The organism is Saccharothrix sp. ALI-22-I (genome assembly GCF_001984175.1).
In the GTDB taxonomy this organism is placed as follows: domain Bacteria; phylum Actinomycetota; class Actinomycetes; order Mycobacteriales; family Pseudonocardiaceae; genus Actinosynnema.
In genome coordinates this window covers 91,658-107,669 of the sequence record NZ_MTQP01000046.1, presented here as the reverse complement: position 1 = coordinate 107,669, position 16,012 = coordinate 91,658, and the positions used below count along the sequence as shown (strand labels likewise).

The 16,012-nt window shown below is 69.2% G+C and carries 5 protein-coding genes; all 5 read right to left on the bottom strand.

Annotated elements, in window-relative coordinates; translation table 11 throughout:
- Window positions 1–94: 94 nt before the first annotated feature.
- The gene (locus ALI22I_RS08290; RefSeq protein WP_143532062.1) at window positions 95–1,522 is read right to left on the bottom strand and encodes an ATP-grasp domain-containing protein; all 1,428 of its coding nucleotides are present in this window, start codon (window positions 1,520–1,522) and stop codon (window positions 95–97) included.
- Window positions 1,480–3,423: an alpha-ketoacid dehydrogenase subunit alpha/beta gene (locus ALI22I_RS08285; RefSeq protein WP_077004885.1), complete on the bottom strand. Its 1,944-nt coding sequence runs from the start codon at window positions 3,421–3,423 to the stop codon at window positions 1,480–1,482. The genes ALI22I_RS08290 and ALI22I_RS08285 overlap by 43 nt, the downstream gene beginning before the upstream one ends.
- A 7-nt stretch (window positions 3,424–3,430) precedes the next feature.
- Window positions 3,431–5,614, bottom strand: coding sequence for a lantibiotic dehydratase (locus ALI22I_RS08280; protein WP_077004884.1), 2,184 nt, complete (start codon window positions 5,612–5,614; stop codon window positions 3,431–3,433).
- Window positions 5,615–5,697: 83 nt separating this feature from the next.
- Window positions 5,698–11,094 carry a type I polyketide synthase gene (locus ALI22I_RS08275; protein ID WP_143532061.1) on the bottom strand — a complete coding sequence of 1,799 codons (5,397 nt, stop codon included), beginning with the start codon at window positions 11,092–11,094 and terminating at the stop codon, window positions 5,698–5,700.
- On the bottom strand, window positions 11,091–16,007 hold the full coding sequence (locus ALI22I_RS08270; RefSeq protein ID WP_077004882.1) for a non-ribosomal peptide synthetase: 4,917 nt from the start codon (window positions 16,005–16,007) through the stop codon (window positions 11,091–11,093). The genes ALI22I_RS08275 and ALI22I_RS08270 overlap by 4 nt, the downstream gene beginning before the upstream one ends.
- Between the last annotated feature and the right edge of the window lie 5 nt (window positions 16,008–16,012).

Here is a 16,012-nt window from a genome sequence, read left to right as displayed (position 1 = left end):
CGGATCCGCAGCGTGCTGAAAAACGGTCCGGTAGCGGGAGGAGTTGACACAGCTCCAACCCGTGTCACGACTCGGCTCCCCGGCAGAGCCGGACTCAGCGGCATTCGGGGTCGACCACCACTTCGACGATCTCCGTGAACTCCTGCTGGAGCACCACAAGATCTTCAAGAGTGCCGAAACCACTTACGACGGCGTTGACGGCGTACGTGGCGTGATAGGGCGCGACCACATCACCAGGCGTCACGTGCGGTGCCACGTCAACGACCTTCGGATGAGCGCGGAGTGCGTCGAGCCCGCGGATCTCCACGACCGTTCCCGCCGTCTCGGCCAACACCGTCACCGCGGCGACAGGGCCGTCTTCCGGATCGGCCTGATCGCCGAGTCTCGGTGTCAGTCCCAGTGCGACCTCGAGGTTCTGCAGACGCAGGTCGACCCCCGCGAGTGTCCAGACCAGCGTGGGGATCATCGACCCGCCGAACCTGCCGGCGTTCATCTCCACCAACGTCGGGCCGAGCTCGACGTCGTCGATGACCGTCACGTTCGCAGTGGTGTTGTCCAGGCCCAACACGTCCACCGCTCGCTGCACCTCCGAAAGGATCAGGCATCGCCGATCAGCGAGCAGGTCCAGCGGTGGACTCGCCATGCCGATGATGTAGTGGGTGACCGGATCGACGATGATCTGCATCAGCAGCGTCGGGTGAACCACGCCGTCGACGACAACGATCTCGGCGTCGTACTCGGGCCCGCGCAGGACCGCTTCGACCAGGAACTGCGTGGTCGGGTCGAGCGAGCTTCCATCGGGATCGTGAAGCGGCGGAAGGAGAATACCGTTCGCTGCCGCCGGTGCCGCGTCCACCGCCCGTTCGTACGCCTCGCGAAGCTCGCTGACCGACTCCACCCGGCTGATCAACGCACTGGCGGTGCCGTTGAGCGGCTTCAGGATCGCGGGCAACCCCACGGCCGCCGCGACTTCCTCCGCCTGCGCAGCGTCACTCATGAGCGAGTACGCGAGCGAAGGGCGCCCGGTGGACGCCAGGGCTCGTCGCATCGACAGCTTGTTCCGCGCCCTGGCGATGCCCGCCGCCGGCGTCCTCGTGTGGCCGAGGATCTCCGCCGCTCGAGCAGCCACGACGGTCTTGCTGTCGAACCAGGACACCAGCACCACCGAGCTCACGTCCTCGGTGGCGTTGCGAACGGACGCGGCGATTTCCTGCGCCGACTGGATGTCCTCGACGAGGACGACGCTGTCGAACAGCTCCTCCAAGTCGTCCGTCAGCGACGCGGCCTCCGCGTACGAGATGACCAGGCCAGTTTGGGCGTCGAGTTGCCAGACCGCGCTCGCGAAAGCCTCAAGCACCTGCGGCAGCGCCGACGCGCAAACCATGTAGACAGTTGGGTTCACCGGTAGTTCCATCGGCACCTCCTGGGCGCGGCGAACCAGGAGGTCGCCGGATCGGGCATGGTCATGGGCGGCACCGGTCAGGCCCGCCGCCCGGCGGCTACGAGCTCGGCCGCCACGCACACGACGTCGTCCACCGAGGGAAGGACCTGTCGCTCGGCGGCACGGCTCGCGGGCAAGGAGGACACCGCGGGCGACAACCTGCGCGCCCGCACACCGTCCAGGCCCAGCTCGGCGAGCTGAGCCAGCACCTCGGCACCGAAGCCCCCGAAGCCCTGTCCTTCTTCGACGACGACCAGACAGGGGGCCGCCGCAACGACTTCGGCGTGGTCGGCAAGCCGGAAAGGCTGGATCTCGGTCGGGCACAACACCTGCGCGAACAGGTCGTGGTCGAAGAACAAGCGGTGACAGGCTGACGCCAGGTCGTCGCAAAGTCCTCCGTAGCCGAGCAGCGTGACGTCGGGTGCTCTGCGCGGCCGCACGAGTGCGCTGGGAAACCGCTCGTCGGAGATCAGCAGCTCGAAACCTCGGGGCAGGGAGTCGCCCACCCGCCGGCCGTAGAGGAGCTTGTTCTCCACCAGCAGGGTCGGGCCCGCGCCGCCGTTGCCGAGCTCTTCCACGACGGCTCGCGGACCGACGAAGCCGTTGAACGCCAGGATGCGCAGACCTGGCACCCCGAAGAACATCTTCTCGAGAGTCTGGCTGTGCGTAGGTCCGTACCCTCGGCCACCCCCCATCGGTGTACGCACGACGACATCGACCGGAGGTGCCTCATCTCCGGCGAGGAAGGAGAGCTTGGCCGCGTGGTTAACGATCTGATCCGCCGCGAGGGTGACGAAGTCACCGAACATGATCTCGGCGAACGTCGGGAACCCGTTCAGCGCCAGCCCCGTGGCCACGCCGACCAGCGCTGCTTCCGAGATCGGCGTGTTGCGCACCCGGCCGGGGTGGTCGAACGACAGCCCCCTGGTCACCTTGAACGCGCCGCCGTAGGGCGACTCGACGTCCTCACCCAACAGGTGAACATCGGCCCGCCGGTTCAACAACGATCCGAGTGACGTGCGCAGCTCGTCCACGAAACGAACGCCGGACGCGCTCGTCTCGGTCCAGCGGGGCGTGCTGCTCCCTTCCGCCGCCTCGTCGGCTGGCACAGCGTCCGGGCTGGACTCCAACGCCTCCGCGACGGCTTCGTCCACCAACGAGCGGATCTCTTCATCAAGGCGACGCAAGTCCTCTGCGCCTTCGCGCAACATGGTGTTCAGCGGATCAATGGCTGCACGATCAGCCAGTTCCTCCGGGGAGCGGTCATCGTCCCCTTTGGAATGTGCGCTCAGTCGGTACGTCTGCACCTCCAGGAGGAACGGCCCGTCCCCCGACCTGACGTGGTCGAAGGCCTTGCCCGAGGTAGCCCACAGCTCCTCCCAGTTCCAGGTGTCACAACGAGCGGCCTCCACCCCGAACGCGCTCGCCCTGGCCGCGATCGTGCCCGCGACGCCGGTGTTCTTCGGGGTGGACTGGGCGTAGCTGTTGTCCTCGACCACCAGCACGAGGGGGAGGCGCCACAGGGACGCCAGGTTCAGCACCTCGTAGACGATGCCTTCCCCCAGGGTCCCGTCCCCGATGAAGCAAACGGCGACGCCACCGTCCTGCCTGGTCTTCCTCGCCAGCGCGGCACCCGCGGCGATCGGTACGCACCCACCCTGCACGCCGGTGGACAGGAAGTTCTCGCGGTGGAGGTGTTGGCTGCCACCACGGCCGCCGCACACACCTGCTCGTCTGCCCATCACCTCGGCCACCAGCCCCACCACGTCACCGGTGGCAGCGAGGTAGTGACCGTGGCAGCGGTGGTTCGAGAAGACGGCGTCCTCGTCTCGCAGGTGGTCGCTGATCACCGCGGCGGAGAACTCCTGTCCGATGCAGGTGTGCACCGTGCCCGCGAGCTCCCCTGAGGTGAACAGCTCCAGCAGGCGCTCCTCGACCCTCCTGGTGAGCAGAGCCTTGCGCACGATTTCCTGGCGGTCCATGTCGTGCCTACTCCTGTCCTCGGGTGGGGTCGACCGCCACCGCTCCCGGCGCCGACAGGTCGTGCACCGCGATCACGCGGAACTCGCTGGTGTACCGCTGTGCTGCGTCGTCGGTGAGCCAGAGCTCGTCCGGAGCCGGCGACATCTCCACGATGTCGACGTGGCCCCGCTCGGGTGGGAGTTCTCGCGCCAGGCGCAGCACCCGTGAGAGGTTCCGCAACAACAGCGGAGCGTCCAGGTCCACGTAGAAAGGCTTGTTCTCAACGGCCGTGCGCACGAACGCGTGCCGAGGTACCCCCAGCGCGCGCAGCACGTCTGCCAGCACGGCGACCTTGGTCGCGTCGCACGGCAGGTCCCCGGCCGGCACCCGCCAACTTCGCCGCGACACCACGACGTCGTCTATGACCACCCGGGGTCGGCGCGGCGCCGGCGGCAGCAGCTGGAACCTGTCGACGACAAGAGCCGAGAGGAACTCCCCCAGCACCTCCAGCACCGGCGCGGTCCACGTTCCGCAAGGCGGCCCGACCACGAGCCCGCCCGCGCGCTGCGAGACGAGAAGTCCCGCCGCGGGCCAGGTCCTCGACTGCTCCGGGGCGCCGCTGTCCTCACCGAACGACCAGTACAGGTACTGATCCGAGACGTGCACGGCGAGCGGCGGATAGGTCCTGGGACTGACCTCGGGCGAGTCGTTGGGCTGCAAAGCGATCACCCGCACCGCCATCGACATGTCCGCCGCGACCGCGGCGTTCAGCTCTGTCCGGTCGTCCGCCTGCGTGTGGAACAGGCGGCTCTCCAACGTGTTCATCGCTACGTGCAGCTCTCCAAGGACCCATCTGTACCCGTCTCCGGTACGTGCGAGCATCAGGTCAGGGCTGTGGTACCTGGCGGCCGTCCATGCGGGTTCACCCGCGGGGAACAACGCGGGCGCCAGCCGTGCCACGTCCTCCGTGGAGAGTCTGATCTCGTCGAGATCGCCGTCCCGCCTGCCGTGCCGCAGGAGCTCGGCCCACCTGGCCCGGAAGTCGTCGACGACCTCGTGCACCACCGTGCCCTCGGCTCCCGCCAACACGTCGGCCGCGCTGAAGTACAGCTCGCTCAGCCGAACCTCTCGCGACCCGCGCGACAGCGAGCGGTAACACCCGGCCAGCACTTCGCCGACCGCTGAGCCTGTCTCACTTGCGAGCCAGGAGGCGGAGTCGAGCAGGAGCCCCAGCGGTGCCCGCAGGCCGTCGAGCAGATCCGGCCCCACCATGACGTCGAGATCGCGACGGGAGTCCTGGTACACCACGGTCCGGCCACGCGGACTCTCCTGCTTGGTCCGACCCGCCGCGACGGCGGCCGCGGCGGTGAACGTGCCACCAAGCCGCTCCAGCGCCGCGTGCACGGCGAGCGGATCACCGGCCGCTTCCGCCACGTCGCCGCGCAGCGAGTCGAGGTCGTCCAGCACGCCGAGCAGCCGTGAGCGCACAGCGTCGTCCGCGATCCGCGAGACCTGGTGGCGCAATGCGATCTCCGGCTGTTCGTCCAGCGGGACGACGAACCCCGCGAGCACGAGCCCGGCCTCGACAAGTGCTCCCAACTCGCGCTCGGCCTCCGCCTCGGTGCATCCCGTCCTGGCCGCGGCGACCTTCGACGTCTCACCCAACCCGAACTGCGCGCGGGCCGCGTCGATCAACGCCCGTTGCCGGGTGGTCAGTTCCACATCCCCGCGCCACGGCCGGCGCGCCCGCCTCTCCTCGAAGGACACCGCCGGGTTGAGCCTGATCGGCACGTGCGCGGCCACCTCCGGATCTGCCTGCCAGGCAGCCGCAAGAGCCTCCACCGCCCACGTCTCGAAGTGGACGCTGCGGCGTCGGATACGACCGCTCCCGCTGGCGCGCAGTCCGTTCACCGACTCGTCGAACCTCGCCCAGGCCACCGGGCCGAAGAATCCAATCGTGTCGTTCTTCGCACAGTAACGCTGGGCGTAGCGTCCGATCACCGCCTGCCGGTAGCCGCTGCGCCGCAGGGGACTTCCGCTTTCGGCGGCCTTGACGTGCTTGGCGAGCCAGCTCCGCACCACGGCAGGGTTCTGCCACGCCAGCGCCTCGACGAACCGGGGTTCGGACATGACCCGGCCCGCCGCGACACTCTGTCCCTCGGCGTCGACATCCGTGTCGCTGGAGAGTCCCGCCAGCCAGTCGAACGGCATGCCGGCACTTCTCAGGACGCTGAGCCGCCAGAGCGACCAGCCGGAAGCCAGACCTGTGAGGTGGTCGCTCGAACCAGCGCCTTTCACGGCTTGGCACCCAACGCACTCAGCTCACCCGCGAGGCCTGCGAGCGTGGGATGCTCGAAGAGCGAGGCGATGCTCAGATCGATCGCGAACCGCCTGCGCACCGACGTCATCACCTCCACCGCCGTGAGCGAGTTCCCGCCGAGGTCGAAGAAGTCGTCGCCTGGGTCGATCTGCGGCATGCCCAGCGCCTCGGTCCACATCTCCCGCAGTGCGTCCAGGACGGAAACCGGTGCCGCGGCGATGATCACAGGCTGGCCGGACGGCGCGACGGCCTCGCGAGCAGCGGGCGCTGGCGCAACGCGGTGTTCGCCGGGCTCCGTGCGCACCGCGGCGGCAGCAACGGTCACGACCGTTCGGGTCGCGGCTCGGGGCAACGGCTTGCCGTCGCGGAACGGTGCGACGACGACCTGGCGTGGCGTGCGCGCCTCCAGCAGCCGGATGAGCAATCCGGCCCCCACCTCCGGATCGATCCCGGTCTGCGGTGCCGGGGCCTCTCGGTCGTCCGCCGCGGCCGCGTCCTGGGAGATGCCCCACTCTGCCGTGACGTCGAAACCTTCTTCGACACGACGCATCGCGAAGCCGGTCACCTCGACGACGACCATGCCGTCCTCGTTGATGAGGTCGACGTCCGCCGTGATCAGCCGCTCAGCACTGGGACGCCTGCGGATGTGGCTGTAGAGCTTCGTGGGGATGTTCTGGTGCACCACCAAGGTCCGGTAGGTGAACGGGATGTGGAAGTCGTCGCGTTCCGGATCACGCACGAACGACGTGGCGGTGTCGAGCAGGGTCGGATGCAACTCGTGCTCGACGGCCTCTGCCGCGTAGACGTCCGGCAGGTCGAGCCACAACAGCTTCTCGTCCGCGACCTCAGGGGCGAACCCGATGGTTGTGATGTTGTTCCACCTCGGCCCCAGCGCGAACAACCGGCGTGCGGTCCGCGGCGCCGGAGGGCGTCGCCGGTCGGACATCCGGGTCAGCAGCGCCTCCACGTCGACCTCGCGGCACGGCCGGTCAACCGCGGCAGCCGTGCCGACGACGTGCACCCGCACGTCGTCGGCGCGCTTATCGTCCCGGGAGCCCGCCACGAATCGCCAGCGGTCACCGTCGCGCTCGAACGCGATCTCCAGAGTGCGCGGCTCGGTCACCACGAGCGGCCGCTGGAAGACGACGTTGCCGAGCTCCACCGAACCCGCGGCACCCGAGAGCACCTCCGAGCGGAAAGCGCGGACCACGAAGTCGAGATACGCCGTTCCCGGCAGCACCGCCCGGCCGTTGATCCGGTGCTCGTCGAGGATCGGGAAGTCCCGCGGGCTGAGCCGCACGGACCACACGTGTTCAGCCGCACCGGCGGCCTTGCGCAGTCCGGGCACCGCCATGCCCACGGTGTTCCACGCGGGCCAGTTGATGCTCAGCACCCGGCCTCGCGGCGCCCCCGGGGACTCCGCGTACGCGTCCAGGAACGCGTTGCCCGCAGCGTAGTCACCGCTGCCCAACAGCCCGTCGACAGCGGCGGTGCTCGAGAACGACACGAAGAAGTCGAGATCCGCCCTGCCCTGCAGCGCCTCACCGAGTGCCAGCGTGCCGAGGACCTTCGGTGCCAGTACGGCCTCGGCGTCGTCGTGGTTCCTCAGGTGCAGCATGCCGCCACCAGGGACACCCGCGAGGTGCAGAACTCCGTGCAGGGCGCCGAACTCGGCGATCACGATGTCCACCGCCCGGCGTACCGCACGCGCGCTGGTCACGTCAGCGGCCACCACACGGCACCGTGCGCCGAGCTCCTCAAGCTCCTGAACAGCGCCGTGCACTCGCACAGTGTCCTCGTCATCAACGCGCAACAGCCCTTCGAGCTCTTCGCCCTCGGCTAGTCCACGACGGCTCAACAGCACCAGGTCAGGCCGCAGACCGGTACGAGCCAGCCCCTTCGCCACCTCGAGCCCGAGCCCGCCGGTACCCCCTGTGATGAGGTAGACACCGTTGCGCCGCAAGGTTGTCCGCCCATCGGGCACCGGGCGGTACTCGTCGAACGCTCTCGTCCACCGGCGTCGTCCGCGCAGCGCGACGATCTCCGTGCGGTTCCATTCGCCGAGTTCCGCGACGAGGTCGTCCTCGTCGACACCGGTTCCAACGTCGACCACCTTGCAGGTGATGCGCGACTCTTCGAGCGGAAGCGTGCGAGCCAGACCATGCAACACGGCCTTGACCGGATCCACCGGCTCGCCGCCCGACACGTCAACCGAACGATCGGTCAGCACGAGGACGTGCGGCAGGCCGGCCGAACCGGCCTTGCGGGCGCCTTGCTGCACGAGCCGCAGCAAGGTGTGGAAGGAGTCTTCGAGTTGCCCGGACACCGTTGCCACGGCTGGCAGCTCCCACTCCCCCAGGGTGAGGGCGTGCACCACCACGCCGGGGTACGAGCCGCGTTCTGCCAGCGTGGCGAACATCCGCTCGTGGTCGTGCGCGACGTGCGGCCGGATGTGGAAGCCACCACCGGCCGTCTCGCGGTAGTTCTCCGCTCGATGGACCGCGATGACCCTCATCCCCGCCTGCTGCAACGCGGCGACCACGTCCAGCGCCCTGGAACGCTCGTCCGGCAGCAACGCGAGCGCGGTCACCTCGCCAACCGCACCTGCGCTCTCGGCCAGCGGCGTCTGCTGCCACATCACGGTGGAGAACGGCGAGGGATCAGCCGCCCACTCGTCTTCGGCGTCCGGTGCGGTGGCCGGTGCCGAGGGCACCGGTTCCGCCGCGGCGACGGTTTCCTCGGACTCGATCCAGCACCGCTGACGTTCGTAGGGGTAGCCGGGCAGCTCGACCCGTCGCACCGGTTCCGGGTCGACCGCCGACCAGTCGATCGCATGACCTTCGACCCACAGCTGCCCGACCGCGGTGAGCACCGACTTCCGCTCGCTCACACCGGCTCCCCGGCGTGGCAAGGTCATCGCCACCGCACTCTCGCCCGCGAGCACGCGGGGATGCTGCTTGGCCACTCCGGACAGGCTGTGTCCCGGGCCGACCTCGACCAGGATCTGCGGGGCGTCGTCCAGCAGCGCCGACAGCGCATCGCCGAACAGCACGGGCGCGTTGAGCTGGCCTGCCCAGAACGCCGGATCGGTCGCCTGGTCGGTGGTGAGCCGCGCGCCAGTCGCCGCCGAGAACACGTCGATCTTCGGTGCGTGCAGCCCGACGCCCGCGAACGCCGCTTCAAACTCGGCGGCGGCTTCCGCCATGAAAGGACTGTGGAACGCGTGGGACGTGCGCACGCGCTGACCGGACAACCCGTTCTCCGCCAGCAACCGCGCGAACCGGTCGATCTCGTCCCCTGCCCCTGCCACCACAATCTGCCGGGGTGCGTTCACCGCGGCGACGGTCAGCTCGGCGGGCAACAACGCGCGTACCTGGTCCTCAGGCGCTGAGACCGCCAGCATCGCGCCCGCCGGCGTGGCCGCCATCGCACGCGCCCTCGCCGCCACGAGACGCGCCGCGTCGTGCAGCGAGAACACCTCGGCCACAGCGGCGGCAGTCAGTTCGCCGATGCTGTGGCCGAGCAGGCGGGCAGGTTCGACGCCCCACGAGCGCCACATCCGGCTGAGCGCGTACTCGACGGCGAAGAGCAGAGGCTGCGCGAACGACGTGTGCTGGATCTCGTCGTCGGAGACCGCCGAACGCCACCGTTCGCGCGCCGGAACACCCTCCTGCTCCAGCAGGTCCAGGCATTCGTCGAACGCCGCGGCGAACACCGGTTCGGTCGCGTGCAGATCAGCCGCCATCGCGGCGTGCTGTGCACCCTGGCCGGGGAACAGAAAGGTCACCGGACGACGCTTGCCGTCGGTGCCGGACACCACGGCGGACGATGCCGAATCGGTCAACACGGCACCGACGTCCACGGCGCTCGTGACGACGGCCGCGGCCCTGATCGGATGTGCCGTGCGGCCGTGTTGCAGCGTGGCGACGGCGTCGGCGAGGAACAGGTCATCCCGTGACCCGACGGCCGCGGCGAGCTCCTCGCGCAGAGCATCGCGTGCCTGCTCGGACCGCGCGGACCACACGATGAGCCGAGGCCGTTCGACCGGTGTGGCAGGCGGCCGGACCGGTGCTTCCTCGATGATCGCGTGGACGTTCGTGCCACCGATGCCGAGCGAGTTGATCGCGGCGACGCGCGGCACGCCATCGGTCCGGGGCCAGGCCCGGGTCGTGTCGTTGACGTAGAACGGTGACTCCTCGAGCCCGAGCTTCGGGTTGGGGTCGGTGAAGTTGATGCTCGCCGGGAGGATCTCGCTCTCCAGCGCCAACACGGTCTTGATCAGCGACGCGGCACCCGCCGCGTGGCCAAGATGACCGATGTTGCCCTTGACCGAACCGAGTGCGACGCTCCCGGTCTCGATGTCGGGAGCGAGCCTGCGGTACGCGCTCGTCAGCGCGGCCACCTCGATCGGGTCACCGAGCGGGGTACCGGTGGCGTGGGCCTCCACATAGGACACCTGGTCAGGGCTCACCCCGGCCATGACCATCGCCTCGACCACCGCGGCGGACTGGCCCGACAAGCTCGGTGCGCTGAACCCGACCTTGTCCGATCCGTCGTTGTTGATCGCGGTACCGCGGATCACCGCGCGAATGTTGTCGCCGTCGGCGATCGCGTCGCACAACCGCTTGAGCACGACCACGCCTACACCGCTGCCGAAAATGGTGCCGTTGGCGTCGCGGTCGAACGGACGGCAGTGACCGTCCCGGCTCAGCGGGCTGCCCGGCGCCCACCAGTGTCCGTGGCCCACGGGGAACTCGACGTCGGCACCACCGGCGACCGCCGTGGAGCACTCGCCGTTGCGCAGCGCCTGGATCGCCAGGTGGATGGCGACCAAAGAGCTCGAGCACGCGGTTTGCACAGTCATGCTCGGCCCTCGGAAGTCGTACTTGTACGACACGAGAGTCGCGATGTAGTCCGAGTTGTTCAGCACTCCGAGCGACATGCCGGAGGCACTGCGGACGGCACCGCCCGCAGAACCGTGGAGCTCCGCGTACCGGTTGACGCCGGCCGAGCCGAACACGCCGACGTCGGTGATCCGGTGCGGGTCGTAGCCTGCGTTCTCGACAGCGGCGTGCGCGGTCTCGAGATATAGCCGGAGCTGTGGATCGGCGAGGTTGGCCTCCTTCGGGGTGAACCCGAAGAAGCCAGGGTCGAACTCGTCGATGCCGGGGGCGAGCGCGACGGCCTTGACGTAGTCCGGGTCGGTCAGCGCCGCACGGGGCACTCCGATCGCGGCGAGCTCGTCGTCGCCGGGAAAAGCAATGCTCTCGTCACCGCGCTCGAGGTTCCGCCAGTACCGCGCGACATTACTCGCGCCGGGAAAGCGACCTGCCAGGCCGATGATCGCCATTGGCTCTGCGACGTCGTTCACTTCTTCCCCCAGACTTCTTGGTACAGCTCTTCACGGACTTGCCTGCGGCGCCGCGCCGCCTCCAACAAGTGTGGTGCCGCCGATCTCCTGGTCGGCATCGCCCAGTCGCCGTCCTTACCGTCGCCCAGGTGGGCGGCCAGCGACCGGACGGTGGTGTGGGTGAACAACGCGAGCGCCGGTAACTCCCGCTCCAGCGCCTCCTGCAGTCGCGTGTGCACGCGCAGCAGGGCGATGGAGTTGATTCCCGCTTCGAAGAAGTTCTCGTCCGGGCCGACCGCCCTGCCCGCGATGTCGTGCAGCACCTCGCTGATCACAGCCTCGGACGGCCGCAGACCTGGCTCGGGTAGGCCGGTGAGCACAGGTTCGGCAACGATCACCTTGTGGTTGACCGTGGTGGCCAGCTCCGCCACGACGTGCACGACAGAGGGCACCGCCGCGGCCGCCAACCTGCTGCGGAGATACCCGCGCAGCTCGTCGACCCGTACCGGGTTCCCATCCTCCGGCACGACCTGGAGTGTGAGCAGATCATCTCGCAGCGCCGCGACCGCCTGCCGGACACCGGGGTGGCTCAACGCGACGTGCTCGACCTCGGCCGGCTCGACCCTCGTGCCGTTCACGAGGACCTGCCGGTCTGAGCGACCTGCGACGTGCACGAGCCCGGAAGGGTCGACGCGGCCGAGATCACCTGTGTGGAACAGGCGCACACCGGTAACACCGAGAGGATCCGGACGGAATCGCTCCCGCGGTCCGGTACCGGTGAGATATCGGCGCGCGAGGTTGTGGCCGCGGACGACGATCTCACCACGCTGACCGATGCCCGCAGGCCTGCCCGAAGCATCGAGCACGACCACGTCGGTCCTCGGTGCGGGCACGCCGATCGGTGCCGTGCCCGTCACTTCCGCCGTAACCGCATGAGCCGCAGCGATCTGCGGTGTCTCGGTGGTGCCGTAGGCGTTGACGAGCAGTGCACTGGTGCACTCGCGCAACCGACGCACCAGACCTCCGGCGAGCGGCGCTCCACCGGAGACAACGAGGCGCATCGACGGCAGGCGCACATTGGCGTGTGCCGCGCCCGCCAGCAGCAGCTCCAGTAGTGCGGGCGTCGCATGCAGAATCGTGATGCCGTCGTCGCGGACGAACTCGACCAGCTTCAAGGGCGTGGCGAAGACGTCCTGCGGCGGTATGACGAGCACACCACCGCTCAGCAGCGGCACGAGGACGTCGCGGAGCACGGGGTCGTGCCCGAGTCCGCTCAGCAACGCGACACGATCACCCGGTCCGGGCCGATGGGTGTCCACGTACCAGGTGAGGCCGGCGGCCAGAGGGCCGCTCTCAACCACGACCGCGGCAGGGCGTCCCGCGGTTCCGGAGGTGAACAGCACATGGCTCGCACCCGGGAGCACTCGCGGTTCAGCGGCGCCTGGCCGGTGGTCGGTACCGTTCGCCAGATCGACGACGCATGTGGGGCGCAGGACCTCATGGCACTCCTGCTGACGCGACTCGGGCAGAGTCGAGTCGACCAGCGCGGCAACGGCACCGGCCGACCAGGCGCCGAGCAACGCGACCGGAAGTCGTGCGTTGCGAGCGCTTCTGAGCTCGACCACCGTGCCCGACGACAACCCGGCGGCGAAGTCGGCGATCTGGTCGCGCAAGGACCGGTAGGTGATCACGTCGCCGCCCGGAACGACAATCGCCGGCGACTCGGCGTTCGCGGCGGCGACCGCGTGGAAACGCTCCACGACGTCGAACGCGGCCGGCCCGTCGATGAGGTCGGCGGTACTGCGCCAGTCCGGTGCGCGAGAGGTGCGCAGGCTCAGCTCCGCGACCGGCACGTCCGGTCGCTCGAGCGCCTGGTCGAACACGAGGAGGCATTGGTCGGCGAGTTCCTCCGCGACATCGCCCGCTATGCGGTCGATGTTGTGCACGAGGTCGAACACCAGACCGTCGTCACCGCGACGGAGGTACACATTCAGGTCGAACAAGGCGGGAACCGCGACCTGCTCCACCTGTTCCAAGGTCAAACCGGGCAGGGACGGCGGCTCCGCCGCCTGGCTCAGGTCGTTCACCCAGACCTGGAACACCGGTGACAACACTGGCGTCGAAGGCAGGCGCAGCGCCTCCACCAGCGCGTCGAAGGTCGGTGTGTGGTGCTCCATGGCCTCGATCTGCCTCTGTCGCACCTGCTTCATGAGTTCGGCGAACGGAGCCGTGGCCGGGAGGTCCACCCGCATCGGCAACGTGTCGACCATGAAACCGACGAGTTCCTGGTCTCGCACCGTACGGCGTCGAGATGCCGGCGTCCCGAGGATGATCGTTTCCTGGCCGGTCCAGGACGACAACACGACCGACACGCACGAGAGGATCATCGTCGCGACGGTGACGCCCTGGCGTTGAGCGAGTTCCCGGATCCGTGCGGTGCGTTCAGGACCGAACCTGCGACGTTGCCGCTGCCCTCGGAAGGACGGGGTTCGCGGGGCGGGCAGCCGGAAAGGCAGGCCGAGCTCGGCGGGACAGCCCTCGAGCACCCCCGTCCAGTGAGCCAGATCCGCCTGCCAGCGCGCGTCGCCGACACGCGCTACCGCAGCGGCCACGTGGTCGCGCAGGTCTGGTGCGCGACTGAGCTCGCGGGCGTGCCCGGTCACCCGAGCGCGGTACGCGTCAGCGAGATCGCGGAGCACGAGCTCAAGGGCCTGCTGGTCGGAAATGATGTGGTGCAGCGAGAGCACGAGCACCGCGTCCTGAGCCGATTCGCACCGGAGCAGGCCCGCGTGCATCAACGGCGCCCGGCCGAGCCCGATGACCAGACCGGCGACCTCGTCGGCGAATGCGGACGCCGTGTCCTCGTCCACCGCTGTCGCCGCCTCCCGCACCAGCAGTTCCAACCGCACGTCCTGGGCGTAGCGGAGCACCGGCGCGGCACCGGAGTCGTCGACACGGACCCGCAACGCGCTGTGCCGGTGCACCACGTCCGTGAGAGCAGCCGAAAGGGCGGCCACGTCCAGCGCACCTGTCAGCCTCAGCGCGGTCACCACGTTGTAAGCGGCGGAACCGGGGTACAGGCGGCTCCAGGTCCACATCCGGAGCTGCTCCGGGGCGAGTGGCGAGCTGTCCTTGTCGGTGGGCCCGGCCTGGTCAGGTGGCCGGACCGCGGGCGTGGCGGTGCCGACCAGCCGTTGCAGTCCTTCCAGCGAAAGATCCGTGTCCAGCAACGCGGACAGCGGCACCTCGACGCCGAGGTGCTCGCGGCACCACGCGATCAACCGGATTGCCGTCAGCGAGTGTCCGCCGAGCCTCAGGAAACCGACGGTCTCCGGCCGCTCACAGCCGGGCGTGCCCAGGGCGGACCACCACGCACCCGCCAGCTCGTCGCCGATGACATCACCGGGACGGCCCTCGAACAGTTCGGCGAGCGCCTTCCGGTCCGCCTTGCCGCTGCGGGTGAGCGGCAAGCGGTCGACCCAGCGCAGCACCGTCGGCACGTACGCCCACGGCAGCCGTTCCGCGAGGTGGCTCCGGACCGTCTCGTCGTCAGGCCGCTCCTCACCGGCGCGCACCAGCACCGCGACGAGTTCCGCGCTTCCCTCCAGGGGCGTGACCGTCAGCGCGACCGCGCGGCTGACCGACGGGAGCGATCCGAGCGCCTCCTCGACCTCCCCCAGCTCGATGCGCACACCGCGGATCTTGACCTGGTCGTCCACGCGGCCCGCGAACTCCAGCACGTCACCCACGACGCGGACAAGGTCACCGGTCCGGTAGCAGCGGTCGCCACCGAGCACACGGAAGGCCGCCGCGGTCAGCTCAGGCTGGTCGACGTACCCCGCCGCGACGGCGACGCCGCCGATCCACAACTCTCCCAGCTCACCCGGCGCCACCTCGCGCTGCGCGCCGTCGAGGACGTACAACCGGACGTTGTCGATGGGAGCCCCGATGGGCACCGCGTCGTCAGGCCTCAGGGAAGCGGGCACCCGCCAGCTCGTCACGTCGATCGCGGCCTCGGTCGGCCCGTAGAGATTGTGCAGCTCCGCACCGAGCACCTGGTGGAAACGCACCGCGAGTCCTGCTCCCAACGCCTCACCGCTGCAGAACACAGCACGCAGGCTCACGCACTCCTCGGCCTGCGAGGTGCCCAGGAACTCCGCGAGCATCGACGGCACGAAGTGGCACATCGTCACGCCGTGCTGGACGATCAGTTCCGCCACACGAGCGGAATCTCGGTGGTCGCCCTCCGCGGGATAGACGCAACTCGCTCCGGCGACCAGCGGGAGGAAGAACTCCCACCCGGCCACGTCGAACGTGCTCGCCGTCTTCTGCAGGAAAACGTCGTCGGCGCTCACACCGTACTCACGACACATCCACAGGATCCGGTTGCACAGTGCCGCGTTGCCCAGCAGGACGCCCTTGGGCGAGCCCGTCGACCCCGACGTGAACAAGACGTACACGGGGTCGTCCGGCGCGGCCGGTCGCAGCGGGCTCAGCTCCGCGGTTCCGTTCCACGCGGAGGCCACCGCGATCCGCGGCAGGTCCGCGAAGGGCTCGACACCGATCACGGCCACCGCCTGTGCGGCACGAACCATCGCGGTGGCACGCCGCAGCGGTTCGTCCAGCGCTATCGGCAGATACCAGCAGCCGGCCTTGAGGACACCCAGGATCGCCACGATGAGGTCTACGCCGCGCGGCATCCGCAGCACGACCGCGCCGCGGACACTCCCGGTCAGCTCCAGCAGACGCCGGGCGACGTCGTCGCTCGCGGTCTCCAGCTCCAGATAGCTCAGCCGGCGATCACCATCCGCGCAAGCGACGGCGTGAGGGGTCTCCATCGTCCGCGCACGGATGAGGCCAGGTATCCCGTACTCGCACCCGATCGCCACCTCGGAGCCGGCGAGCGCAGGAGCGGGGTGAGTCGCCTCGACCATCTCGG